Annotated in this window: 20 protein-coding genes; 14 read left to right on the top strand and 6 right to left on the bottom strand. The window is 53.0% G+C overall.

What is annotated here, in order from left to right; translation table 11 throughout:
* Positions 1–14 precede the first annotated feature (14 nt).
* The 11 genes from AB4Z33_RS22605 (at position 15) to AB4Z33_RS22555 (ending at position 14961) form a co-directional block, all read left to right on the top strand.
* Positions 15–917 (top strand): carbohydrate ABC transporter permease, encoded by a 903-nt coding sequence (locus AB4Z33_RS22605; protein WP_442052050.1) that lies wholly within the window; start codon positions 15–17, stop codon positions 915–917.
* A 32-nt stretch (positions 918–949) separates the two neighbouring features.
* On the top strand, positions 950–1897 hold the full coding sequence (locus AB4Z33_RS22600; protein WP_442052049.1) for a carbohydrate ABC transporter permease: 948 nt from the start codon (positions 950–952) through the stop codon (positions 1895–1897).
* Between the two features lie 107 nt (positions 1898–2004).
* On the top strand, positions 2005–3360 hold the full coding sequence (locus AB4Z33_RS22595; RefSeq protein ID WP_442052048.1) for an ABC transporter substrate-binding protein: 1356 nt from the start codon (positions 2005–2007) through the stop codon (positions 3358–3360).
* A gap of 86 nt (positions 3361–3446) precedes the next feature.
* Complete coding sequence (locus tag AB4Z33_RS22590) at positions 3447–5021, top strand: family 43 glycosylhydrolase (protein ID WP_442052047.1); 1575 nt, start codon at positions 3447–3449, stop codon at positions 5019–5021.
* Positions 5022–5043: 22 nt separating this feature from the next.
* The gene (locus AB4Z33_RS22585) at positions 5044–6519 is read left to right on the top strand and encodes a glycoside hydrolase family 32 protein (RefSeq protein ID WP_442052046.1); all 1476 of its coding nucleotides are present in this window, start codon (positions 5044–5046) and stop codon (positions 6517–6519) included.
* 10 nt (positions 6520–6529) lie between these two features.
* Entirely contained in the window at positions 6530–8026 is a 1497-nt protein-coding gene (locus tag AB4Z33_RS22580) for a glycoside hydrolase family 32 protein (RefSeq protein ID WP_442052045.1), read from the top strand.
* Positions 8017–9009: a carbohydrate kinase family protein gene (locus AB4Z33_RS22575; protein ID WP_442052044.1), complete on the top strand. Its 993-nt coding sequence runs from the start codon at positions 8017–8019 to the stop codon at positions 9007–9009. The genes AB4Z33_RS22580 and AB4Z33_RS22575 overlap by 10 nt, the downstream gene beginning before the upstream one ends.
* A gap of 571 nt (positions 9010–9580) precedes the next feature.
* Positions 9581–10534: an ABC transporter permease gene (locus tag AB4Z33_RS22570; RefSeq protein ID WP_442052043.1), complete on the top strand. Its 954-nt coding sequence runs from the start codon at positions 9581–9583 to the stop codon at positions 10532–10534.
* Positions 10535–10553: 19 nt separating this feature from the next.
* Complete coding sequence (locus tag AB4Z33_RS22565) at positions 10554–11453, top strand: carbohydrate ABC transporter permease (RefSeq protein ID WP_337099401.1); 900 nt, start codon at positions 10554–10556, stop codon at positions 11451–11453.
* A 116-nt stretch (positions 11454–11569) separates the two neighbouring features.
* Positions 11570–13366: an extracellular solute-binding protein gene (locus AB4Z33_RS22560; protein WP_442052042.1), complete on the top strand. Its 1797-nt coding sequence runs from the start codon at positions 11570–11572 to the stop codon at positions 13364–13366.
* A 173-nt stretch (positions 13367–13539) separates the two neighbouring features.
* A complete protein-coding gene (locus AB4Z33_RS22555; RefSeq protein ID WP_442052041.1) occupies positions 13540–14961 on the top strand; it encodes a response regulator transcription factor in 1422 nt (473 codons plus the stop codon).
* A gap of 88 nt (positions 14962–15049) precedes the next feature.
* Here AB4Z33_RS22555 and AB4Z33_RS22550 read toward each other — a convergent pair whose 3' ends face one another.
* The 3 genes from AB4Z33_RS22550 to AB4Z33_RS22540 are packed head-to-tail and all read right to left on the bottom strand — an operon-like array spanning position 15050 to position 18060.
* Positions 15050–16612 (bottom strand): CotH kinase family protein, encoded by a 1563-nt coding sequence (locus AB4Z33_RS22550; protein WP_442052040.1) that lies wholly within the window; start codon positions 16610–16612, stop codon positions 15050–15052.
* A gap of 24 nt (positions 16613–16636) precedes the next feature.
* Positions 16637–17344 carry a DUF4956 domain-containing protein gene (locus AB4Z33_RS22545; protein ID WP_442052039.1) on the bottom strand — a complete coding sequence of 236 codons (708 nt, stop codon included), beginning with the start codon at positions 17342–17344 and terminating at the stop codon, positions 16637–16639.
* Between the two features lie 2 nt (positions 17345–17346).
* Entirely contained in the window at positions 17347–18060 is a 714-nt protein-coding gene (locus AB4Z33_RS22540) for a polyphosphate polymerase domain-containing protein (protein WP_442052038.1), read from the bottom strand.
* A 163-nt stretch (positions 18061–18223) separates the two neighbouring features.
* On the opposite strand from AB4Z33_RS22540, the gene AB4Z33_RS22535 reads away from it, so the two are divergent.
* Complete coding sequence (locus tag AB4Z33_RS22535) at positions 18224–19471, top strand: metallophosphoesterase (protein ID WP_442052037.1); 1248 nt, start codon at positions 18224–18226, stop codon at positions 19469–19471.
* A 178-nt stretch (positions 19472–19649) separates the two neighbouring features.
* Here AB4Z33_RS22535 and AB4Z33_RS22530 read toward each other — a convergent pair whose 3' ends face one another.
* From AB4Z33_RS22530 to AB4Z33_RS22520, 3 genes are all read right to left on the bottom strand, one after another.
* Positions 19650–21146, bottom strand: coding sequence for a sensor histidine kinase (locus AB4Z33_RS22530; protein WP_442052036.1), 1497 nt, complete (start codon positions 21144–21146; stop codon positions 19650–19652).
* A 23-nt stretch (positions 21147–21169) separates the two neighbouring features.
* Positions 21170–21862 (bottom strand): response regulator transcription factor, encoded by a 693-nt coding sequence (locus AB4Z33_RS22525; RefSeq protein WP_442052035.1) that lies wholly within the window; start codon positions 21860–21862, stop codon positions 21170–21172.
* A gap of 122 nt (positions 21863–21984) precedes the next feature.
* On the bottom strand, positions 21985–22764 hold the full coding sequence (locus AB4Z33_RS22520; RefSeq protein WP_442052034.1) for a helix-turn-helix domain-containing protein: 780 nt from the start codon (positions 22762–22764) through the stop codon (positions 21985–21987).
* Between the two features lie 125 nt (positions 22765–22889).
* On the opposite strand from AB4Z33_RS22520, the gene pyk reads away from it, so the two are divergent.
* Both pyk and AB4Z33_RS22510 read left to right on the top strand, forming a co-directional pair.
* Positions 22890–24308, top strand: coding sequence for a pyruvate kinase (gene pyk / locus AB4Z33_RS22515; protein WP_442052033.1), 1419 nt, complete (start codon positions 22890–22892; stop codon positions 24306–24308).
* Between the two features lie 386 nt (positions 24309–24694).
* Positions 24695–25231, top strand: a 537-nt coding sequence (locus AB4Z33_RS22510) for a peptidoglycan-binding domain-containing protein (protein WP_442052032.1), incomplete at its 3' end; no start/stop codon positions are given.

The following is a 25231-nucleotide window of genomic DNA, read 5'->3' as shown; positions in this document are numbered from 1 at the left end:
GGGTGAAAGCAAGCATGATCAGACAACTACGGGCATTGCCCTATACGAAGAAAAAGCAGCTATACGGCTATTTATTCGTTTTGCCATGGATACTCGGCTTTATCTTGTTTTTCGCGAAGCCTTTATTCACGTCCCTTATCTACTCGTTCAAGAACATGGAGATGACGCCAACGGGACTGGCCGGCACTTTTATCGGCCTAGATAATTTCCGCTATGCGCTTTTCCAGGATCCGGCGTTCATTCGCGAGGCGACGAATTCATTCGTTAACATGCTGTACGGCGTTCCGCTCATTCTCGTGTACAGCCTGTTCGTGGCCGTGATGCTCAAAAACAAATTCCGCGGAAGAGGCTTCATGCGAGCCGTCTCCTTCCTTCCGGTCATTATCGCTTCGGGCGTGCTGATGCAAATTTTGAAGGAGGACGTGTTCTCCCAAGGCATGCGGGGCGGGGCGGAAAGCGTCTATTTGTTCACGGGAGCGGGCATTAACGGCATTTTGCAGGAACTTGGCTTAGGGGCGCAGCTTATCGAAGTATTCAACAACGTCATTGCCAGAATCTTCGATCTGACTTGGCGCTCCGGCGTGCAGGTGCTGTTGTTTATGGCTGGCCTTCACTCGATACCCGGCTATTTGTACGAAGCATCGGAGGTGGAAGGGGCGAGGCCTTGGGAGCAGTTTTGGAAAATTACGCTGCCGATGCTGATGCCGATGATGCTGCTCAATATCGTCTACACGATCATCGACACGTTCACGGATTACGGCAACAGCGTCATTCTGATGATCTACAATACGGCTTTTTCACAGGTCAGGTTCGGCTACAGCAGCGCGCTGGCATGGCTGTACTGTCTGCTGATCGCCGTGTTCCTCGGCGTCGTCTACATGCTGCTTAAGAAACGCATTGTCTACATGCAGGATTAACGGAAAGCGAGGAACAAGATGTGAACGCAATCATGAATAAAAAGATTATGAACAAGACGAGGAAGACGCTTACGTCCGTCATTCGCTTCTCGCTCTTGGCGGCGCTGGCTTATCAGCTGCTGTATCCGCTCCTCTATATGCTGAGCATGGCGTTGCGCCGCCCCGAGGAAGCGATGGACCCGAGCGTCATCTGGTTGCCGAAGTCGCTCACGCTGAGCAATTTCACAGATGCGCTTCGCGTTATGGACTTCTGGGATGCGCTTCAGAACAGTGTCATTATCGGCATCGGCTGCGGGCTGCTGGACGTGTTGTCCTGCGCCTTCGTTGCCTACGGCTTCGCCAGATTCAAGTTCCGGTTCTCGGGACTGCTGTTCACGCTCGTCATTATGACGCTGGTCGTGCCGGTTCAGACAATCATTCTTCCGCTCTATGCGGATATGAAATACTTCGATGCTTTCGGCATCATGAAGCTTACCTCGATGATGACCGGCGGACCGGAAACGATTAGTCTCGTCGGCAGCTACAACGCTTTCTTCCTGCCGTCGCTGCTTGCGATGGGACTGCGGTCGGGGCTGTACATTTTCATCTTCCGCCAATTTTTCGCCGGAATGCCGGGCGAGTTGGAGGATGCGGCTTATATGGACGGCTGCGGCCCGTTCAAAACGTTCTTCAGCGTCATGCTTCCGAATGCCAAAAACGCGATGATAACGGTATTTCTGTTCTCCTTCGTCTGGCACTGGAACGAATTCTATATGTCGAACCTGCTGCTCGGCAATATGAAGAAAAACTTCGCCATCGCGCTGTCGTCGCTGCGCGTCGATCTGCAGTCCGTCGTGAACGTGCAGACAATCAGCGATCCTCTCGTTATCGTAACGCGGATCCAAGCCGGCGCTTTGCTTGCTATCCTGCCGCTGTTCATTCTGTACTTGGTGACGCAGCGTTACTTCGCGGACAGCATTGAGCATGTTGCGGTCAAGTAGGATGACGGAGCTGCATGAAGGGAGGCGATGCGAGGCGAGATATGGTTTAGTCCGCTCAGTTGTTTTGCAATAATTATCGAACGCAAATAAGGGGAGGCAATACTCAGATGATGACTAATAGGAAATCGTTCGCGCTTATGCTTGCTGCAGTTGTAATGAGTGTTACGGTCATGTCCGGCTGTGCCAGCAACGGGGGCAGCAAGGTTAACAACGAAGGAAATACCACTGCTAACGGCGGCAACGGAGCGGCGGCAACGGAAGCGCCTAAAGAAGAAGCGCCAAAGCTCGATAACGGCAATATTACGATTCTTTATCATACGTCCAAGGAGCAATACGAGGAAAATAAGGCGGCGAATCCGGCTGCTTACGACGCGGTGTGGGAAACCGTGCCGCAGTTCGAACAGGCTTACGGCGGCAAGGTAAACGTCATTGCCGTTCCTTGGGGCGACCAGAAGTCGACGCTCATCTCGATGGTTAACGCCGGCGATCAAGTTGACGTTGCGCAAGCGAACGATCAGAACTTCCCTGTCTATCCGCTCAAAAAAATCGTTCAGCCGCTTGATTCATACATGGACATGACGGATTCGTTCTGGAACGCATCCGTTACGAAGGCGTTCACGTTCGGCGGCAAGCCTTATGCAGCAGGCGTAGGCGCAGCTCCGATCGTTATCTACTACAACAAAACGCTGTTCGACAACAACGGCGTGAAGTCGCCAGGGGAGCTGTACAGCGAAGGCAACTGGAACTGGGAGACGTTCCGTTCCACGGCGATGGAGATGACGCAGGATACGGACGGCGATGGCGCGAGCGATCAATTCGGCTTCGGCTGGTGGGATGCCGGTTATGCGTTGATGGTTGCTTCCAATGGGCTGACGCTGCTCTCGTACAACGAGGATGGCACGATCGCTTCGAATTACGAGTCCGACAATGTGAAGGAAGCGATGCAATTCACGCAGGATGCGCTATTAAAGGATAAGTTCATTGATAAGGACAAGGAAGGCGACTACTTCAACGCGGAGTTCAAAAACGGCAAGCTTGCGATGACGGCCGAGTACGGCTTCGGCGGCTTCACCGTATTCAAGAGCGATTACGAGCTTGATTTCGTACCGGTTCCGACAGGTCCGAAGGGCACGAAGGATGCTGGCCCAGGCGGCATGTCCGGCTGGTCGATTCCAACGGTTTCGAAAAACCCGCAAGGCGCGGCCGCTTTCATCAAAATGCTGTCCGAGAACGAGCTGAAAGTCGCGACGGACAACAACGTCAAGATGTTCGGCCAAGCGAAGGTCGACCAAATGAACGAGCTGGCCGGCAAAATTTTGTTCGCGCCGATCGGCGTCGAGAAGTATTGGGACGCGAATACGGCTGCTCTGACGGGCATTAAGGACGGCACGCCGGTGGGCACGTTCGCGGCTACAGCCAAGGCCATGGCCGAGGAAGGCATCAAAATCACGCTCACCCAATAATCAATAGCCAATAGCTTAGTCCCTCTATCCGCCGTCATGCGAGCATGGCGGCGGGTAGCGTTTAAGGGCAAGAACGGAGGAAAAGGATGATGGACGCGAGAAAAAAGTTCGCGACCTTGGCGGCGGCAGTCGGGATTGCCGCCGCGGCGCTGATCAGCGGCTGCAGCAATAACGAGTCAGCTAACCAACCGAGCGGCACGGAAAATGCCGGAAAGGCTTCTTCCGAGCCATCGCTGGAAACGTCTCTGGCGGCGGAGGATCGTATCTTTTGGAAGCCGCCTGTAGGCTGGGTAGGCGATATTATGCCGTTCAGCGAAGGCGATAAGCTTCATTTGTTTTATTTGCAGGATTGGCGCGACGGCGCGCCGGGTTTCCATCCGTGGCATATGGCTTCGACGTCGAACCTGACAGATTACGAGTATGCAGGCGAAGCGATTCCGTTCGGCGTAGAGCGGGATCAGGACTTGGCGCTTGGTACGGGCAGCGTCATTAAGGCCAATGATACGTATCATGCTTTCTATACGGGCCATAACTGGCAGTTCCCTGACCAAGGCAAGCCGAAGGAAGCGGTCATGCATGCGGTCAGCGTCGATCTGAAGACGTGGACGAAGGTTCCCGAAGATACGTTTTATGCTCCAAACGGCTATGAAACCCATGATTTCCGCGATCCCTTCGTCCTGTACAACGAGGAGAAGGGCGAGTATTGGATGCTGCAAAGCGCGAGGAAGAGCGGCAAAGGCGTCATCGCCTTGTTCGCCTCCAAGGATCTTAGCAAATGGGAGCTTCGCGAGCCGCTAACGATTGAGGCGACGGACAATTTCTTCATGTTGGAATGTCCGGACGTGTTCTATATGGATGGCAAATGGTATCTCGTGTTCTCGGAATTCAGCGACAAAAAGGCGACGCATTACCGCGTCAGCGACTCGCTGGACGGGCCGTGGAAGAAGCCGGAGTCGGATATGTTCGACGGCAGGGCGTTCTATGCGGCGAAGACGGAAACGTTAGGCGACCGGCGGATGCTGTACGGCTGGGTGCCGACGAGGCAGCTCGAGAAGGATTATATGCAGTGGGACTGGGCGGGCAATATGGTCGCCCACCAAATGACGCTGTCAGCGGACGGCTCGCTTGGGGTGAAGGTGCCGGACGAGATCGATGCGCTGCTGTCGAAGGAGGAAGCGCTGGCTGAGCCGAAGAAGATCGGAGCGGCAGCGGGCGATAGCAAGGCGTGGAAGCTGTCCGCCGCCGCAGGAGGGGTGGCCGGAATCGTCTTCGGCGAGCTGCCGCAGACGGCGAAGATTACGGGTAGCGTGCGATTCGACGAGAAGGTGGAATACAGCGGCTTCGTCGTCGGCGCCGGCGACGAGCCGGAGAAGGCGTATGGCATTCAGCTCGAGCCGGCCAAGGACCGCGTACGTTATGATGCGGTGAAGGGCGACACGCTGTCCTCGGTCGAGCCTGACGTGCAGGTGTCGGCGGAGCTTGAAGCGAATACAGATTATTCGTTTACGATCGTCATTGAGAATGACGTTGCGGTATTGTATATCGGCGATTCCGCGCTCACGACGCGCATATACAAAATGCCGGGACAGGCATGGGGCTGGTACTCGCGCGGCGGCGAGACGACGCTGAGCGGTCTCAAGCTGTTCGTCCCGACTAAGTGACGAGGCAATGGGAGGCGAAGACGTGACGGAGTTGTACAAGGAGCTTTATCGGCCTCGCTATCATTTGACGCCGCCGAGCGGTCCGATGAGCGATCCGAACGGAATGGTTTATTGGGAAGGCGAATATCATCAATTCTATCAATACACGGGAAGATGGGGGCATGCGGTCAGCCGCGATCTAATACACTGGGAGCACCTTCCGCTGGCGCTTGTCGGGGACGAGCTTGGGGACATATGGTCGGGCAGCTGCGTGGTTGATAAGCGCGATACGAGCGGATTGTTCGGTGGGAAGGCCGGTTTAGTTGCCATCTTCACGCATTTCAAGGACGGCTTGCAGTCGCAAAGCATCGCCTACAGCAGCGATGCGGGTAGAAGCTGGATCAAATACGCGGGCAACCCGGTCATTCCGAATCCGGGCATTCGCGACTTCCGCGATCCGAAGGTGCTGTGGCATGAGCCAACCGGCAGGTGGATCATGATCGTATCGGTTGATAAACGGGTCTACTTCTATTCCTCGGCTAATCTAACACAGTGGACGTTCGAGAGCGAATTCGGGGATGGACAAGGCTCGCAGGCTGCGGTCTGGGAATGCCCCGATTTGTTTCAACTTCCAGTCGACGGTGATAAGTCGAGACAGAAATGGGTGCTGCATGTCAGCATCGGCGATAACGAGGAGACGGACGGATCCCATGCGCAATATTTCATAGGCGAGTTCGACGGCAAACGATTCGTGAACGACGACATGTCTGGAACAAGCGTGAAGTGGACCGACTTCGGCCAAGACTTCTACGCGGCGGTCACGTATGCGGATATCCCGAATGAGGACGGCCGCGCGATATGGCTCGGATGGACGTCGAATTGGAAATATCCGTTCGAAGGGCCGACCTCCCCATGGAAGGGAGGCATGTCGATCCCTCGGTCACTTACGCTCAGAACCTCTAGCAGCGGAGAGATCGTCTTATGTCAGCAGCCGGTCGAGGAGCTCAAGAAGCTGCGGGAGAACGCGCTTCGCTTCGCTCCCGTGGTCGCGAATGATAAGACGGTAAAGCTGGACTATGAAGGGACCGCTTACGAGCTTTACGCCGAGATCGAGTGGAACGATGCCGATGTATTCGGCATTCGCGCAAGATGCTCGAAGGATGGCACCGAAGCGACGGAGATCGGATACGAGCCTGCTACGGGCAGCCTTTACGTCGATCGGCATCGTTCCGGCGAGAGCCGGTTCGTTAATCGCGTTGGCGAACCGTTCCATTTCGGCAAACGGTTCGAAGCGAACCATCCGCCGCAAGGCAATCGAATCCGGCTGCGATTATTTGTCGACGAATCGCTAATTGAGCTGTTCGTCGATAACGGCGAGACTGTATTTACGACGCTGATCTACCCTGCCGCGGACAGCGAAGGACTTGAATTGTTCGCGACTGGCGGGACGGCGCTGTTCCGTTTCGTGGACGTGTATAGGATGAAATCTATTTGGAGTGAAAACGTTAGAAAAGGATAGGTGACCCGAGTTGGAGCATACCGCTGGCAATTATAAGGAACATCAGTCATTTATTGCGATGGCCGGAGAGGCGCTGAAGGAGAACGTCAAAGCGATGGATACGGCATATCGTCTTCATTACCATATGATGCCTCCCGCAGGTTGGATGAATGACCCGAACGGTTTGATTTTTTTTAAAGGCGAATATCATTTGTTCTATCAGCATGACCCTTATCAGGCTAAGCAAGGACCGATGCATTGGGGACATGCGCGCAGCAAGGATCTAGTTCATTGGGAGCATCTGCCGGTAGCGCTGGCTCCATCGGAGCCGTACGACAAAGGCGGCGACCATGGCCAAGGCTGTTGGTCGGGCAGCGCAGTTGACGATAATGGCGTGTTGAAGCTTATCTATACCGGGCATGTGGATGGTAAAACGCCGGAAGAGGTGCAATGTCTAGCGACGAGCGAGGATGGCGTGATGTTCCATAAACATGCCGCTAATCCGATTATAGGCGATTCACCGGATGCTCAGCGCTTTGGATTCCGCGATCCCAAGGTATGGAAGCAGGGCGAAAGATGGCATATGGTCGTCGGCTACGGCAAGGACGGCTTGGGCAAAGCGATTATGTACACGTCCGCCGATCTGCTGAGCTGGCAATACGAAGGCGCTGCGGTAGAGAGCAATGGAACGATGGGCGATATGTGGGAATGCCCGGACCTGTTCCCGCTTGGCGGTGAAGACCGCCATGTGCTGCTTATTTCGCCGATGAACGTCGCACCGGTCAAAAACTTGTATTTGTCGGGACGGTTCGATTACGAGAGTTGCCGGTTCGAGAATGCTTACTCCGAGCAGATCGACTACGGCTTCGATTTCTATGCGCCGCAGACGCTGATCGACGGGCAAGGACGCAGAATCATGATCGCATGGATGAACATATGGGGCGCAACGATGCCGGAGCAGGAGCATGGCTGGTACGGCGCGATGACGCTGCCGCGCGAACTGACGCTGGCGGAGGACGGCACGGTTCGCAGCCAGCCGGTTCCGGAGCTGGAGTCGCTGCGAGGCAAGCATGCAGCAGAGTCTGGTCTTGCGCTGGAAGACGGTGTGTATGTCGAGGTTGACGGCGTGAGAGGCGATTCGATAGAGCTTGCAGTCGTGTGGGATACCAAACAATCGGATGCGGCAGAATTCGGACTGCGCATCCGATGCTCGGAAGACAGCTCGTCTTATACGGAAATCCGTTATGTGCCTCGGGAGCAAAAGCTGTTCATGGACCGCGAGTTAGGTGGGGCCGGAGACGGCGGCGTCAGCGCCGCGCCGCTTGCCCCGATGGAGGACGGCCGCGTCCGGCTTCGCTTGTTCATCGACCGCTCCTCGGTCGAATTGTTCGCGAATGACGGCCGCATGGCGATGACGAATCGCCTGTATCCGAATCCGGCAGACGCAGGCATCCGCTTTTTCGCCCGTGGAGGAACAGCCGTTATCGAGACGCTTGACGCTTGGGAGCTTGCGCCGATATGGGAGTAAGAAACTACGCTAATGACAGTACATTTGATGTCGTTGCGCTGGGCGAGCTGCTGATCGACTTTACGCCGCATGGCTTATCGGAGCAGGGGCTGCCGCTGTACGAACGCAATCCGGGCGGCGCGCCTGCCAATGTGCTTGCTGCGCTTGCGAAGCTCGGCCGCAGGACGGCATTCATCGGCGCTGTTGGCGACGACGCCTTCGGCCGATACTTAAGCGGGGTGCTCGATTCTAGCGGGATCGATACAGATGGGCTAGTTCATACTGCCGAGGCGGGGACGACGCTTGCCTTCGTTCATCTGGATGAGTCCGGCGACCGTTCGTTCACGTTCTATCGCCAGCCTGGCGCGGACCATATGCTGCGCACTTCCGACATTGACTTTAGTCGGATTGCATCGGCTCGCGTTTTTCACTTCGGCTCGCTATCGATGACGCATGAGCCTTCGCGCACGGCGACGCTGGAAGCGGCATCGCATGCGAAGCGCAGCGGCGTTGCCGTCTCGTACGATCCGAATTTGCGGCTGTCGCTATGGGACAGCGCCGATACGGCGAAGGAGCGGATCCTCGAAGGAATGCGCTTCGCGAATATCGTGAAGTTGTCGGAGGAAGAGCTGTTGTTTCTGACGGGCACCGACGAGCTGGAGCGGGGAACGAAGCTGCTCATGGAGCAGTATCCGCTAGATCTATTGCTCGTAACGCGAGGGGCTGCGGGCAGCTATTGCCGTACGGGGAAGGCAACCGCCAATCACGCCGGTTACAAGGTTGACGTTGCGGATACGACTGGTGCTGGCGATGCTTTCTTGGCGGGCATTCTTTATCAGTGGCTGAATGGCGCACCTGATGCACCGCCGTTCGAATGGACGAGGGATCGGCTTGAAGCGATGCTCGCATTTGCCAATGCCATGGGCGCTCTAGCCGCTTCGGGCAAAGGCGCGATCCCGTCCATGCCTGCGATCGAGCAAGTGCTTGCCCTGCAAGCTGAATGATAACAAGGGTTGCCTCTTTCTATGGAGGCAACCCTGTTTTTTTTCTAAAGCGGCTCATATAACGAACATACTGATTTCTTTGTATTGAAGCAAAGGGATTTGTTCAAGGTACCTTTTTCGTATGCAGATTGTCCAGTCGTCGTTTTGTTTGTATGGCTAACGGACATTTAGGACGCTAATGGCCATTATTCCGCCGTTGCTGCAACGTAACGGACACCACAAACCCTTACTGCGCTAATCGAAGCGATTTCGCTGCCCAACACACCTGATAGAGTCTTATGTGTCCGTAAGAACAGCTAAAATCGTCAATCAAGCCTGTAAAGACCTCTGGTGTCCGCTATCCGTAATGCAGCCATAGTACGAAAAACGTTCACACAGGTACGAATCCTGTTCGCTAGAAGGCAACAGGAAACGTCAATCTTGAAACCGCTACCACTCCCGTGCTAAAGCGCCTAGCCTATACACTATTAGCAGGGAAACACAAGAAGAAGCTCTCAAGTTCAGCGGGTAGTAAGCGCTTACTACAAATGGACAGGGCAGCGGATTGTCACACTTAAGTAGGAGGGATTGCATGAAGACGGCTATCCGAAGGCAGAGTTCGCTTGCGCGAAGCAGCGGCAGCTTCATCTCTGACCGGTTCCGGTTATTTCTGTTCGCGCTGCCGTTTCTGTTGCTCATACTCGTATTCAGTTACTTTCCATTGTACGGCTGGCTCTACGCTTTTTATAACTACCGACCGGGCTTCTCGTTATTCGATACGCAGTTCGTCGGTCTCCAATGGTTCAGATCGATCATCTCCAATCCAACGCAAACGCAGGAAGTTCTTCGTGTCATGCGTAATACGCTGGCGATGAGCGGACTCGGTATCATTACGTCGGTATTTCCGGTATTATTCGCGATTTTCCTAACGGAGATCAAGACGACCTGGTACAAGAAGACGGTGCAAATCTTTACAACGCTGCCGAACTTCATTAGCTGGGTGCTCGTGTATGCGATCGCGTTCATGATGTTCTCCGTCGATAACGGCATCATCAACAAGTTCATGATGGCCATCGGCTTGCAGGAAGCGCCGATTAATTATTTGGCTTCCTCGGAATGGATTTGGCTGAAAATGACGTTTTGGGCACTTTGGAAAGGGCTAGGCTGGGGCGCAATCATGTACATAGCGGCGATCGCTTCGATCGATCAGGAGTTGTACGATGCGGCGAAGGTCGATGGCGCGGGACGCTTCCGCATGATCTGGCATATTACGGTGCCTGGCATTATGCCGACCTACTTCGTCTTGCTGCTGCTCTCGATCGCGAATCTTATTAATAACGGGATGGAGCAATACTTCGTGTTCCAGAACGCGCTTAATCGGGACACAATCGAGGTGCTCGACTTGTACGTGTACAATACGGGGCTGCTCGGCTTTAACTTCTCGTTCGCGACTGCGGTTAGCATGCTGAAGTCGATTATTAGCATCATTTTATTATTCGTAGCCAATCGTCTGTCCAAAATGGTACGCGGAGAGTCGATCATCTAACCGGGGGAGGAGGCAGTCTATGCTAACACGGCGCAAGTACGGCGATGTGTTGTTCAACGTCTTGAACTATACGTTTTTTGCAGTGTTCACGATCATTTGTATATTTCCGTTCTACTACTTGTTCATCAATACGATCAGCAGCAATGATTTAAGCTCGCGGGGACTCGTTACCTTCTATCCGAAAATGATTCATCTGACCAACTATGTCGAGGTGCTGCAGGTGAAAGGGCTGTCGCAGGCGGCTCTCGTATCCGTTGGCAGAACGGTCGTCGGCACGCTTCTGACGGTGGTGGCGTCGGCGTTCCTCGGCTTTCTGTTCACGAAGCAGAAGATGTGGGGCAGGCGGTTCTGGTACCGATTCGTCGTTATCACGATGTACTTCAACGCAGGCATCATTCCATGGTACATCATCATGATGAACTTGAACTTGACGAACAATTACTTGGCCTATATTCTTCCGGCCATCGTCTCGCCGTTCTACGTCATTCTCGTGAAGACGTTCGTTGAATCGATTCCCGAAGTGCTGCAGGAGTCGGCGGAAATGGACGGAGCGGGTTACCTGACGATTTTCAGCCGGATCATTATGCCGCTTATCACGCCGATAGCCGCTACAATCGCGATTTTCTCGGCCGTCAGCCAGTGGAATTCATTCGTGGATACGCTGTTCCTTATGACCGACAGCAAGTATTACACGCTGCAATTCGTCTTGTACAAATATTTGAACGAATCGACATCGCTTGCGGCCATCATCCGCAACTCGCAGGGCTCGGGCGGCAACATCGATTTGACGAATATGCAGACAGCTACTTCCGTACGAACGACCGTATCGATGATCGTCGTCCTGCCTATTCTGTTCGTGTACCCGTTCTTCCAGCGTTTCTTCGTGAAGGGCATTATGATTGGCGCTGTTAAAGGGTAGCAGGCTAGAGGAGGAAATGCTGAAGGGAGGTGAGCGCGGCAACGGTGTCGACATCAAGGGCAGTCAGAGACGAGGGTAACCAATCATTTTGGACAAAAAAAGGGAGGCTCATCTCATTGAAACCCATTCGTAGATCAATGGCAGTATTTCTGGCGATTATTTTAATCGTAAGCACGGCGGCAGCTTGCTCCTCGAACAACAACAAAAGCGGCAATAATACTGCGACCAATAAGCCGGCCAGCACGGACAAAGCGGCAGAGGAAACGGCTCCTCCGAAGGAAGAGCGCGAGGAAATTACGATCGACGTCTTCTCGATGCTCTCGAACTTCGCGGGCGAGCAATCCGGCTGGTATGCGAAGCTGATCAAAGATAAGTTCAACATTAAGCTGAACATTATCGCATCGAACCTAGAGGGCGGCGGCGATACGAAGTTCGCGACGATGATGGCTTCGGGCGACCTCGGCGATCTGGTCGTATTCGGCGATGACGGCCAGAAGTATCTCGATGCCATTAAGGCTGGCATGCTAGTAGACTGGACGAAGGACGGTTTGCTGGATACGTACGGCAAAAATATTTTGCAATATGCGCCTAAAGCGATCGAGAAAAACAAAGCCAACTTCGGCGGCGGCTCTAGCGTATACGGCATCGGCTTCGACGTCGGCGACAACAAGGACGGCCCATCCGAAGGCCAAGACTTGACGTATCACCCGAACCTGCGCTGGGATCTGTACGATCAGATCGGTCGTCCGCAGATTAAGACAATGGAAGATTACTTGCCGGTACTTAAGCAGATGCAGGAGCTGCAGCCAAAAAGCGATTCCGGTCGTCCGACGTACGCTTTCTCCTTGTGGGCGGATTGGGACGGCAACATGATGATGAACGCGAAGGCTTGGGCAGGTCTGCACGGATTCGACGAAGGCGACGGCTTCAACCCTGGCGGATTCTCGCTCGTATCCGCGGATTCCGACGAGTACCAAGGCGTATTGGACGAGGACGGCTACTATCTCCGCGCGCTGAAGCTGTATTATGACGCGAACCAAATGGGTCTGCTCGATCCGGATTCGGTAACGCAAAAGTTCGAAGACGTCGTGAACAAAATGAAAGACGGACAGCTGCTCTTCACTTGGTTCCCATGGCTTGACGATACGTACAACACGCAAGAGCATCTGAACGAAGGCAAAGGCTTCGCGCTTGTGCCGTTCGATGAAGAGCGTACATTCTCATACGGCTTTGACCCTTATGGCGGAAGCCGGGTATGGGCGATCGGTTCGAAAGCGAAGCATCCGGAGCGCGTCCTTGAATTCCTCGACTGGCTGTACAGTCCAGAGGGTATGATGGTCAGCAACAACGGTCCGGAAGGACTCACCTGGGAGATGAAGGACGGCAAAGCGGTATTGACGGACTTCGGCGTTGAGGCGCTTCCGTCTAACGATACGGCCGTACCTGAAGAATTCGGCGGCGGCTCGTTCAAGGACGGCAAAAGCCAAATCAACAACACTTCGTTCAAGTTGACGAATATTAACCCGAACACGAACGAGCCGTACGACTACAACTTGTGGACATCGGTGCTCGAGAAGTCGCCGACGAAGCTGGATCAGAACTGGCGCGCAGCGAACGGCGGCGCTTTGACGGCTAAGGATTATTTGATCAATAACAACAAGCTCGCTGTCCTGAAGCCAATCTTTACAGGCACCGCGCCGGCAGTCAGAAGCGATGAGCTGGAGCAAAAACGCGGCCAAGTGGCAGACGTGATCAAACAATATTCGTGGAAAATGGTATTCGCGAAAAACGACGGTGAATTCACGAAGCTTCGCACGGAAATGATCGACAAAGCGAAAGGTCTTGGCTATGAAGAAGTACTCGCTTGGGGCGTAGAGCAGAACAAAAAAGTGTTTGAATACCGCAAGCAATAGTTGGTTTCGCACGGCTGGAGAGCTGGCAAAGGAAAGGGAGAGGAGAGCCTGCTTGCGAGCAGGCTTTCCTTCCTCTTGTTTTACTGCAGCCGACATAGTCGGAATCGCATATTGACCATAACTTGTTATTGGACCAAAATGGAGATGTAAGCGCATTACGAAGGAGGGCTTGGATGATTAGAGCGATCGTCGTCGACGATGAAAGACTGGTTCGCAAAGGTTTTATTGCGTTATTCGACTGGACCTCGTTCGGGATCACCATCGTAGGCGAAGCGGCCGACGGGAAAGCAGCGCTTGAGCTGCTGGAGCAGACGGAGGTAGATCTGCTTTTCACCGATATTACGATGCCGAGGCTGTCGGGCTTCGAGCTTATTAGCCAGGTAAGACAGCGTTATCCGCGAGTGCGCTCGGTCGTGCTCACATGCCATCATGAATTCGATTATGTCCAAGAAGCGCTTCGATTGGGCGCTATTGATTATATAGTAAAGACACTTCTTGAGCCGGAAAGCGCGGACGAGGTGATGAGCCGGATCGTCGCTCGGCTGGAATGGGAGATCGGGAATCTAGGCGAGCGTCTGCTGGGATCGGAGGAGGAGAAGCTGCAAGCGTCGGAAGCGTTGTTGTTCTATCCTTCGAATCGTGAAGAGAACAGCAATGAATTACTGCGCCTTGCCGTCGTGAAGCGTAATCCGCTGCTTGCGGTTAAGGAGATGTGGCTCGTACCGATCATGCATTCCTTGTCTAGAGCAGAGATGAATAGGGAGCTGGCTCATAGCTTGAGCAGCCGCTGGCAGCCGGTATGGATTACAGGCTTGTATGGACAACCTCTTGATGAAGTGAAGCGGGAGCTGGCCGAGTCGATGGCGGATGAATTGTTTTATAAGCAGCGTCCAAATGATGAACCGCTGGAGCTTCGCTACGATGAGTTGAAGGATACGGCAGCTGAGCGACGCAAAGGATTGGGAGGAAATGAGCTTTCCTCGAGTGATGGTATGAGCATGAAATGGATGCTTAGCGCGCCCGACTGGGAGCATTTCATAGGGAAGATTGAGCAGCAGCGCCCGTCCTTCGAATGTATCGTGGCTTTCGGAGAAGGATTATGCGCGGATTGGCGCGGTTTGCTGATGAAGGAGAGCGAAAGCTTGGCGATACGAAGCGATATTCGGCGCAATCATACGTGGGCGGAATGGCGCTTGTGGCTGCGTCGATTCTCCGATCATGTTCAACGGCGCATGATGGAGCTGGGCTTCTCGAAGGAGGTTATGCTCTGCTTAATCCGCGCAATCGTATATATGCGTCAGCATTCCAGCGGCAAGCTGAGCCAAGCCGATGTCGCCGATTATGTGAAGATGAGCCGCAGCTACTTCAGTCAATGCTTCGCGAAGCTTGCGGGCGAGCCGTTCGGCGTTATGCTGCGGCGGATGCGAATAGAACGCGCGAAGACGCTGCTGCTGGAGACCGATACGCCGGTGTACGAGATCGCGTTCGCCATCGGCTTCGAGGACGACAAGTACTTCAGCAAGCTGTTCCGCGAGCTCGTCGGCAGACTGCCGAGTGAGTACCGTGCCGATGGCGCGCTGAACGGTACGCGGTAGTAAGGCGGAGTGGAAGGTTGGCAGGGTATAGGTATGTGAAAAGCAAAAAGGAGAGGATGCGTATGGCATCCTCTCCTTGATTCGTTTATTAGAGGCGTCTGCGTTTGTAGAATACGACGAAGACACATGAGAGCAATAAGATAACGATGGCTATGCCTGCTGTGTAAGCTTCTTCGGCAGTTCCTTGCTGCGCAGCGGCTTGTTGGCCGGGCTGGCCGCCGAAGCCGCCCATGCCTCCAGGACCACCCATGCCACCGCCCTGACCGTCAGGCGGCTGCATGCCTCCGCCACCAAAACCTCCGCCACCAAAACCTCCGCCGCCGAAACCGCCTTGACCACCACCCATGCCGCTGCTTCCGCTGCCCGAGCCGTCTCCCGAAGAGGGAATCGTTCCGTCAAGCTGCTGAGCGATGGATGCCGTTTGCGTTAAGTTGAACGAAACGACCTGTGCTACGCCTTGCTCATACTGCTCATAGGTATAGAAGGCTGATGGATCGGCCTTCACCGATTCAGAGATTAATGCAGAGAGCTCTGTTGTTCGCTTAGCAAACGCGGCTTCGGATAAATAGCCGTCCAGCATCTCTGCGATTATCGAGTGATATTGTTCCAAATATGCTTCATTCTCCAGCAGTTTAGCGACTAGCGGCCGATCCGCGAGTGTGCCGGAGGTCGGCTCGTCGATCAAAATTCCCGATCCCCCGAAGCCGCCGAATGACATATTATAATCCCATGGCAGAATATTGAAAATGCCTTCATCCTCATACAAATAATAGTTATGCTTCTTCTCCGATAAGTAGCTGTCCATATTGCCCGCCACGGCGTTAAGGGCAATAAATTTCAGCGCCTCCTCGACGTCCAGAACACTCTCGTAATCGGTACCGTTATTCAGTTCATCCAGCATAGTCAGCAAAATATCATCGTTCGACTTGTCCGACTTCAGATCAAGGCCCGTGTAAGCATCAATCGTCTCCAGCGAGTTCAACTCGCTGCCGTTGCCGCCGTTTGCTTTGTACAACGCGCCGTAAGAGTTGCCGAAGTTGCGCTCCAGGTACGCGTCGCCGATTTGCTCGACTGCTAGATAGAAGCCCCATAACTCGCCGTTCACATAGACGTTAACGTAGCTGTATTTTGGCGTGGGCAAGCCCATACTCTCAGCAAGCTCATACGACAGAAACTCCCTCATATAAGAGGCATCGCTGTAATTGTTATTCAGATTGATTTTGCTAACGCCGGCCAATGTCTGGTTCACATATTCATCGAACGACAGCTTGAAGCTGTATCGATCCGAATCGGCCATATTGACGACACTGTTCAAGCTCAGATTGCCTTTCGTCCGTATACCGACATTGTCGAAGTGTTGTCCGTTATAATCAATCGATGCTTCATGCATCTCCTCGGCGCTGGCATTGTCCAGCATGTTCTGGAACTCATCCTCGTCAATCGTAATTTTCACGTCGATAACTTCGTCCTTCGGGAACACTTTTTCATCAAGCTGTTGCTCTTCCTTCGTTGCTGTTGCCTCGGAATCTGAATCCGTTAAACCGATGAGGGAGGCGAAGTCGGTGTTAGACCCGGCCGCGCATCCCGTCAATCCGATTATGAGGAGCAGAGAGAACAGCACGAGAAGGAAGCTGTGGAACTTCGCATTCATACGTGTTACCTCCTATTCCTCTCCTTAGGAAACATAATCCCCGCTGTAGCTAATAAGCACGGCATTCTTGACGCCTCCAAGACTTGACAGCTCGCCCACGAATTTGCCTTCTTGGTCGCGCAGTCGCACTTCGAGCGTCATTTCGATATTGCCTGCCGTAACTGTTTTTTGCTTCACGTTGTAACGTTTGACCAGCTTGCCCATGCGGCTGTGAATTTCTTTCTCGGTATCGTCTCCATCGCAGTTAACAACAAGCAAGTAAGGCGTTTCTACAGAGCCGCCTTTAATGAAGAAGAACAGAATAAGACCGACAACTACGGAACCGATGACGGCTAACGTGAAGAAGCCTGCGCCCGTTACGATACCCGCGACTGCCGCCCAGAACAGGAAGATCAGGTCGGTCGGGTCTTTGATCGGCGTTCTGAAGCGGACGATCGACAACGCGCCGACCATGCCGAGCGACAGGACGAGGTTCGAGTTGATCGCGATAATGACCACGGCTGTAATCATCGTCATGCCGATGAGGGAGACGTTGAAGCTCTTCGAATAGAGCACGCCGCTGAAAATCCGTTTATACAGGACGAAAATGAAGAAGCCGATTAGAAAAGCGACTGCGAGCGTAATTAATATTTTCGCAATGCTAATGTCCGAGCTGACGTTTTCGAGTACTGATTTTTTGAGAATATCGGTAAAATTAGTTGTAGTATCGGATGTTGTTGTGTTTGTTTCCATTTTTAATAATCCTCCCAAGTGTTGTATTTCAGGAACTTGCGGCAAATGACGTATTTGGACGCCGACTGCCTGTTCAAGCCTTCAAGCTGCAGCGCGGTTCGGATATAAGCCGGAATATATTCGTCGTATTTGACCTCAAGAATAATGAGATTCTCGTCGATCGCTCTTACCGGTTCCAGATTCTTATCGAAAATATCATGTGAATGCAGCCCGGTTCGCAGCTCCTTATCGAACGTAATCCGAACGTTCCCGTTCTCGCATACGTAGGGCTCGCGGACGTAATCGACGATGACTTTGGGCCTTAGCAGCTTCTGTTTCATCTCGTTGTACAGCTCCAGCATGAGCGGCTTTAAAGGATTGTTGAGCACCTCGTAATTGCCGGCCATGATTTCATCGTACATCGCTCTCGTAAGGGGCACCTTGACCTTGGCGATATAGTCCTTGAATTTGATTTTTTTCTCAAAATGAATGACTTTGTCGCTTACGTTGTATATGCGAATGCGGTATTTGGAACGATCGCGAATGCCGCCGAGCTTCTCATGCAGCGCTTTATTGTTAACGTCATCGAAATATAGGCTTCGGATATGGTACTCGCCAGTCGGGCCGACATGATCGTCTTGTTTCATCAGGTTTTTCAAGCGCTGGCGAATAACAAAGTATTGATGCTGGTTGATGAAAAACTTCAATTCATTGCGGTATTTTAATGTGGTTGTCATGTTCACACCTCGTTTCATTTCCGGTTTGCGTGGCCTGTGTTACTTACTGGAGCAATTGTACTCGCCTTTACTGATTCTTAACTGAATGCCGGCTGAAAGATTGCTGAATGCGCTTTATGTAAAGTTTTTGTTAAGATGAAGGGAGAGAAAGGAGGTACGATCGATGAGAAGTAGAGATACTTGGCTGTTGCTGCTGTTCTGCTTGCTTTTGGTTGCCGCCATGTACGGCTTCGAGAAGTGGAGAGCTGTGGATGGAGATAAGCCTTATGCAATTGTGACTACATTCAAGGGTGACCCGCAGACGAGCCGCGCGTTCACTTGGCATACAAAGCAAGCCGGGGATAAAGCTGTTCTGCAGCTTGTAAAGGGAACCGATGCTGATTTCGATGGCAAAGATGTCATGACGGTAACTGGCGTTACGACGGTTATGGAGCTTGGCAGCAGTGAGAAGAGGGGCGTGCACAAAGCGGAGGCAACCGGTCTCGAACCAGGGATTACTTATACGTACCGGGTAGGGAGCGGAGAAAAGGGCGGCTGGAGCGAGGCGGCAACCTTCGTGACGGAGTCTGCAGGTACAGAGGAAGAGGACCAAGAGTCGTTCACGTTCATTAACGTAACGGATTCGCAAGGCGAGACGGAGCAGGATTTTGACCTTTGGGGCAACACGCTTGATCGGGCTTTCGCTACGTTCGAGGAAGCGAAGCTGATCGTTCATAATGGCGACTTGACCGAAAATCCCGACGAGGAGAGCGGTTGGACGCATTTGATCGAGAAGGCGGCTAAATGGGTGAGAAGCGTGCCGTTCATGCCCGTAACTGGCAATCATGACGAGGTCGAAGGAAATGCGGATATGTTTATCTCGCACTTTAACTTGCCGGGCAACGGCGCGGAAGGCTCCATTGAAGGAACAACCTATTCCTTCGATTATGGACTTGTCCACTTCGTGATGCTGAACTCGGAGTCGAATCGCAAGGCGCAGACGGAATGGCTGCAAGATGACCTTGCGGCAACGGACAAAAAATGGATTGTGGCCTCGATTCATCAAGGGCCGTATGGCGGCAATTCTTATAAGAAGACGCTCGATTGGGCGGAAGTGTTCGACGAATACGGCGTTGATCTCGTTCTGCAAGGCCATAATCACGAATACTCCAGGTCGTATCCGCTAAAGGGCGGGGAAATTGTCGGAACAGGTGACGGCGAGGACGGGAATCGCGAAGGTACAGTCTACGTCGTTACGAATACGTCAGGACAGAAGTTTAACGAGAAAAAGGATGACCAGTTCTACCACAAGGTTCATTTCCAAAATAATAAGCAGATGTTCGCTGGTATTACGGTCGACGGGAATAAGCTGACGTATGAGGCGTATGACGTGGACGGTGCGAAGCTGGACTCGTTCGTTATTGTTCGTTGAGGATCGGAATAGGCGCGTGGCGGATTATGGTTCCGTTGCAGAATGTGCAACAGAACCATGGAGCACCCCAGCACCCTAGCAACTCAGCCCTACAGCAATACAATATCCAAGTAACCGAGCACCTCAGCCCTCAAGTACTCCCTCAACTCAGCCTCCAGCAACTTAAGCCTCAACCAACTCACTTCTTACCCTGAGTGATCTCAAGCGGCAGCAGCACGCGGAATTGCGTGCCGACGCCGGGCTCGCTTGCGACGTCGATCGAGCCGTTATGCGCATCGACGATCGACTTCGTGATCGATAGCCCGAGTCCGGCGCCACCGCTCTTGCGTGTGCGCGACGATTCGCTGCGGTAGAACCGCTCGAACAGATGCGGAATATGCTCGGCGGCAATGCCTGTGCCGTTATCTGAAACGGTAAGTTGCGTATGGCTGCCGCTTACGCCGAGGGAAAGCGAGATGCTGCCCGTATCGGAGTCTGTATGCTGGACGGCATTCAAGAACAGATTCAGCACGATTTGCTTCAGCTTGTCGGCATGATAACGTCCTGTAACCGGATTGCCGCCAGTCTCGATCTGTACCGAACGGCTACCGGCGAGCAATCGAAGCTGCGGCTCCATCTCCGTAATGAGCAGATCGAGCCGCACCGGAGCAAGGACAAGCTTCGGCGCCTGATCTAGCTTCACGAGCGTGAGCAAATCCTCTACGAGCTTGTTGATTCGCCGCGATTCGAGCCCCATGCTCGCAAGCGCGCGGTTCAACTGCTCGGGACTCACTGCCGCGCCGCGCTGAAGCACCTCGATGAAGCCGTGAATCGAGGTGAGCGGGGTGCGCAGCTCGTGGGACGCGTCGGCAATAAAGCGCCGCATCCGATCCGTCGTTCGCCGCTCGGCTTCGAACGACAGCTCCAACCGCGCGAGCATGCCGTTGAACGCTTCGGACAGCCGATCGATCTCCAGCTGTCCTTGGTGCGCAGGCAATCGGATGTCTAGATTGCCGGCATCGGTGTCCGACGCTGCCTGCACCACTCGCGACAGCGGCGTCAACGTCTTGCGAAGAAGCGGCAAATAAAGCGATAGACCAGCCGCCAGTGCTAGGACGGCGAGCGAGATGAAGATCGCAAGCTGCGTAAATAGCAGCTTTTGCAGTGAGGCTGTCTCTGCTCCGGCTTGAACCATGCCGGCCGCCCGGTTGCGAGGATCGGCGAGCCTGAGCACAACAAGCTGCTCATGACCGTTGATGTCAGTCGCAATGCGATAGCTAATCGACTTGCGACTCAAGAGCTCTGCCTTTATATCCGCATATTGCAGCGCGGTCAACTGAGGCGAAGCAAGCTCTGGATTATCGGTTAAGTCGTCCACGACCCCGTCGTTGCCGACGAAAGCGAACGACATGCCCGGTTGATAGAAGACGGGCGCTTGAGGCCGCTGCTTAGGCGGTTCCATGCGAGGAGCAGCACCTTTGCCCTCCCTATCGTCAGGCTTGCTTACGCTCACGCCAAACCAGTCCATTGGCATCGATAGGAGCTGGGCACCCAGCGTGTTGGCTTTATTTTCATAGACGAAATCCTTCATCAACACATATTGCAAGACACCGATTAATAGCAGCAGCGCTGCGAGCAGGAGAAGCGTTCTGCTTAATAGCTGGTAACGAAGGGAGCTTGGGGCAGCGAAACGCATGATTCGGCTCATCAACGGCTGCTTCATGGCAAGTCGAGCCGGTATCCGGAACCGCGCAGCGTGCGGATTAGCCGGTGCTCCTTGTCGCCTAGCTTGTCTCTAAGCGAACGGATATACACCTCGACAATGTTCTCTTCTCCGCCGAAGTTATAGCCCCATACTTTGTCCAAAATAAGCGATTTGCTTAGAACGACGCCATTGTTCATGACAATAAACTTAAGCAGCTCGTATTCCGTAGGAGATAACTCAAGCACATGATCATTATAAATAAGTTCCTTACGGCGGTCATCGATGCGGAACGGGCCATATGTTACTTCGCTTAGCAAATTCGGGAATTGATTACGCAGTCTTGCCCCGATTCGGGCCAGCAGCTCGCTGAAGCTGAACGGCTTCACCAAATAATCGTCGGCGCCGAGCGTTAGCCCCTTCACGCGATCCTCTACTTCATCCTTGGCCGTAAGCATAATAACGGCTACTTGATTGCCTGAACGTTTGATCGCGTCGCATACTTCGAAGCCGTTCATGCCCGGCATCATGACGTCCAAGACAACGATATGGGGCTGATGCTCCCGATAGCGCTCCAACGCGCTTTCACCATCAGGCGCCGTATAGATCTCGAACCCCTCGTTCATAAGTCCAAGCTCTAGAAACTCCAAAATATGCGGTTCGTCATCGACGAGCAAAATCCTGATTCCTTTCTTATTCGCAGCAGGCATCGATCAATACCCCTTTCCAAGGACCTAAGATCATTATCGAATATGTGGACGATTGTTGCATCTTTTTCGTTGTTCTTTCAGCAAACTTTAAGGTGTGTGAGTACGGCCGGCTATAAGCGCGATCAGTTTGGACGGTTATGCGCGAATTGCGCAGGTGTGCTTCCGGTCGTTTTTTTGAACAATTTATGAAAATAGGATACGTCGTTATAGCCCAAATAAGCCGCGACCTCGCTCACGTTAAGCAATGACTCGTTCAGCATGTAGATCGCCGTGCGGATGCGTACCGAATGGACGTATTCACTGATGGTTTGGCCCGTCATTTTGCTGAACAGGGTGGCGGCGTAGTTAGGCGTTACACGGATGCAGGCGCCCAGCTGCTCCTTCGTTATTTTCTCGCGATAGTGTTCGGCGATGTAAGTCTTCATTCGCTCGACATTAGCCTTGGCGCCCAAGGAGGAGGCGCTTTGCTCCAGCTCTCTGCTCCAAAGGGCAAGCAGCTCTGTTACTTTCGCTTGACCTCTAATCGCGGCATAGGGCAGCTCCTCTATCCACTCGGTATAAGTTACTTTGAGCAGATCAAGGATGAGCTCGTAATAACCTACTTTGGATTTCAGCCGCTGTCTGCCAGCTAGTATTGGAAGCTTTGCTTCTTCATCAGCCAGCGTGTTGAATCGAACGACATATTTTTCATGGAAGACGGTTGGGATTGTTTTGCCGTAATAACGGATGCCCGCGGGCAGCAGAAGCATTTCGCCCTTCTCGACGATGACCTTCTCATCTTCGATCCAGTACACAACTTTGCCATAAGTAACGAGCACGATGGAGAACGAGGACTCCACGCCGTTATAATCCTCATACCAGTCCATGCCTTGGTCGCGACGTACGGTCTGTAGCTCAAGCATCGGCACGCTAACCTTCTTTCGGATACAATACTATATTACATGTAGTGTACTATAGTTTATTTCAATGGGATACCTATCCTTTTATAATTAAATAAAAAACTACGTGAACTTGAAAGGATAGACAGATGAGAAAAACAAAAATTGTATGCACAATGGGACCAGCCTGCCAATCCGGCGAAGTCATGCAACAAATGATCAAAGCGGGAATGAACGTTGCCCGGCTCAATATGGCACACGGCGAGCTTGAAGATCACAGTGAACGGATTAGAACGATTCGCGCAGCAGCGGAAGCTACGGGCAGCGTCGTTTCCATCATGATGGATATTAAAGGACCTGAGGTTCGCATCGGCAAGCTGCAAGGCGACTCGTACGAGCTTGTCAAAGGCAATAAGCTGACGCTGACAACAGAAGAGATTCTCGGCACAGCCGAGCGCATCTCGGTTAATTACTCGGAACTGCCTTTGGTCGTAAGCATTGGCGGCAAAATCCTTCTCGATGACGGTTTGATCGAACTCGAGATCGAATCGGTGGAAGGGACCGAAATCGTCTGCACGATCATCAACGGCGGCATCATTAAGCCGAGAAAAGGCGTTAACCTTCCAGGCGTACGCACTACGCTTCCAGGCGTTACGGAACGCGACATTATACACATTAACTTCGGGATCGAGCAAGGCGTCGATATGATCGCCGCTTCGTTCGTTCGCAAAGCAGAAGATATATATGAGATCAAGCAAATTCTAGAAGAATCGGGAGCGAGCCACATTCAAGTGCTTTCGAAAATCGAGAATGAAGAGGGCGTCATCAATCTTGACGCGATTATCGAAGCTTCGGACGGTATCATGGTTGCCCGCGGCGATCTCGGCGTAGAAATTCCGGTCGAAGACGTGCCGCTTATCCAGCGCGAAATGATCGAGAAAAGCAATCGTGCAGGCAAGCCGGTAATCGTAGCGACGCAAATGCTTGATTCGATGCAAGTGAACCCGCGCCCTACGCGCGCGGAAGTAAGCGACGTTGCAAGTGCCGTATTGCAAGGCACGGATGCGATTATGCTGTCGGGCGAGACGGCTGCCGGCAAATATCCGATTGAGTCGGTGATGAAGATGGCATCCATTGCCGAACGCGCGGAGAGCATTTTCGATTACTCCAGCCATTTCCAAAAGCAAGCGGAACGCCAAGCAACTTCGATTACTGAAGTGATCTCGCAAGCGGCTGTCAGCTCCTCTCGCGAGTTGGGTGCGAAAGCGATCATCGCTCCTACGGAGAGCGGCTTCACGGCGCGCATGGTATCGAAGTACCGTCCTGAAGCGCCGATTATGGCGATTGCGACGGATGAGAAGACGCTGCATAAGCTTTCGCTCGTATGGGGCGTTATACCGGTGAAGGGCAATCGTCCAGCATCTACGGATGAGTTGTTCCAATCTTCGCTTGAGAAGGGGCGCCAAGGCGGATTGCTTGAATCCGGAGATTTTGCGGTCATTGCAGCAGGCGTACCGATCGGCAAGACCGGTGCTACTAACTTGATCAAGATCGTACAAGCGGACTAATTATATAAGGTTGAGGGAAAACGGGAGGGCGGATGCTTTCTCGTTTTTTTGTTTGGCAGCTCATAGGCATTATCTCTCGCCTAACGAATCTAGACATGCTTATTCATGAATTTCAAAGGTGAATTGCTATGTAACGAATCGTAGTATTGTTATGTCATCGCGATGTCGGTGGGATTCATGAATTTGAGGGAAATAAGAATGTCTGGGTTCCTTATCGACGTTAATAGGGGTGAAAAATGGACATTAAGATGTCTGAGATTCGTTGCTTAGATCGTATTTTTTATTTTGAAAATAGTTATCGATCCATGCAAGCATTTTGAATTATTGGGGATAGTAATTGAGGGATCACGAGAAATAATTTCACAAAAAGGAAGGTGTCTAGTTGGATGCAACATCATGAGGAAGCGGCCCGTCCGCGCAAAAAGGGTACATTTGGCCGGAACATAGGCAAGTTTTTGGGGGCAGCGCTTCTTGGGGTTACCTTGACGTTCAGTATGCCGCATACGGGTCTCGCGGTTGGCAAAAACGCCAAAGGGCCGGAAGTATACGTCATCCAAGGGATGCTGAAGTCATTGGGGAGCTACAGCGGCAAAATTAATGGATACTATAACGCAGACACGGTTCGCGGCGTTAAGTATTTTCAGAAGAAGCATGGACTGCCTGTAACTGGTGCGGTTGACGCGAAGACGCTCAACTCCATTACTTACTCTTATACGACATTGAAGTCGCCTAGCAAATCGAAGAGCAAATCGCAAAGCAAAGCGAAGTCGATCGGAAACGGCAGCGGCGCAGGTAACGGTGCTGGTGGCGGCGCAGGCGGCGGAGCTGGTGGCGGCGCAGGCGGCGGAGCTGGTGGTGGCGCAGGCGGCGGAGCTGGAGGCGGCGCAGGCGGCGGAGCTGGTGGTGGCGCAGGCGGCGGAGCT

Origin of the sequence: Paenibacillus sp. 2TAB19, assembly GCF_052115185.1 — a bacterium.
Lineage (GTDB): Bacteria > Bacillota > Bacilli > Paenibacillales > Paenibacillaceae > Pristimantibacillus.
Note: the sequence above shows the minus strand (reverse complement) of the source record. Positions and strands in the feature narration are given on the sequence as shown.

What these genes read in the sequence shown, in the direction of transcription:
- AB4Z33_RS22525 (WP_442052035.1), bottom strand. Translation starts at nt 21,862, where the DNA reads ATGCCTGCTGCGAATAAGAAAGGAATCAGGATTTTGCTCGTCGATGAC.
- AB4Z33_RS22590 (WP_442052047.1), top strand. Translation starts at nt 3,447, where the DNA reads ATGATGGACGCGAGAAAAAAGTTCGCGACCTTGGCGGCGGCAGTCGGG.
- AB4Z33_RS22575 (WP_442052044.1), top strand. Translation starts at nt 8,017, where the DNA reads ATGGGAGTAAGAAACTACGCTAATGACAGTACATTTGATGTCGTTGCG.
- AB4Z33_RS22520 (WP_442052034.1), bottom strand. Translation starts at nt 22,764, where the DNA reads ATGCTTGAGCTACAGACCGTACGTCGCGACCAAGGCATGGACTGGTAT.
- AB4Z33_RS22535 (WP_442052037.1), top strand. Translation starts at nt 18,224, where the DNA reads ATGAGAAGTAGAGATACTTGGCTGTTGCTGCTGTTCTGCTTGCTTTTG.
- AB4Z33_RS22530 (WP_442052036.1), bottom strand. Translation starts at nt 21,146, where the DNA reads ATGCGTTTCGCTGCCCCAAGCTCCCTTCGTTACCAGCTATTAAGCAGA.
- AB4Z33_RS22555 (WP_442052041.1), top strand. Translation starts at nt 13,540, where the DNA reads ATGATTAGAGCGATCGTCGTCGACGATGAAAGACTGGTTCGCAAAGGT.
- AB4Z33_RS22605 (WP_442052050.1), top strand. Translation starts at nt 15, where the DNA reads ATGATCAGACAACTACGGGCATTGCCCTATACGAAGAAAAAGCAGCTA.
- AB4Z33_RS22565 (WP_337099401.1), top strand. Translation starts at nt 10,554, where the DNA reads ATGCTAACACGGCGCAAGTACGGCGATGTGTTGTTCAACGTCTTGAAC.
- pyk (WP_442052033.1), top strand. Translation starts at nt 22,890, where the DNA reads ATGAGAAAAACAAAAATTGTATGCACAATGGGACCAGCCTGCCAATCC.
- AB4Z33_RS22550 (WP_442052040.1), bottom strand. Translation starts at nt 16,612, where the DNA reads ATGAATGCGAAGTTCCACAGCTTCCTTCTCGTGCTGTTCTCTCTGCTC.
- AB4Z33_RS22600 (WP_442052049.1), top strand. Translation starts at nt 950, where the DNA reads ATGAATAAAAAGATTATGAACAAGACGAGGAAGACGCTTACGTCCGTC.
- AB4Z33_RS22545 (WP_442052039.1), bottom strand. Translation starts at nt 17,344, where the DNA reads ATGGAAACAAACACAACAACATCCGATACTACAACTAATTTTACCGAT.
- AB4Z33_RS22570 (WP_442052043.1), top strand. Translation starts at nt 9,581, where the DNA reads ATGAAGACGGCTATCCGAAGGCAGAGTTCGCTTGCGCGAAGCAGCGGC.
- AB4Z33_RS22540 (WP_442052038.1), bottom strand. Translation starts at nt 18,060, where the DNA reads ATGACAACCACATTAAAATACCGCAATGAATTGAAGTTTTTCATCAAC.
- AB4Z33_RS22595 (WP_442052048.1), top strand. Translation starts at nt 2,005, where the DNA reads ATGATGACTAATAGGAAATCGTTCGCGCTTATGCTTGCTGCAGTTGTA.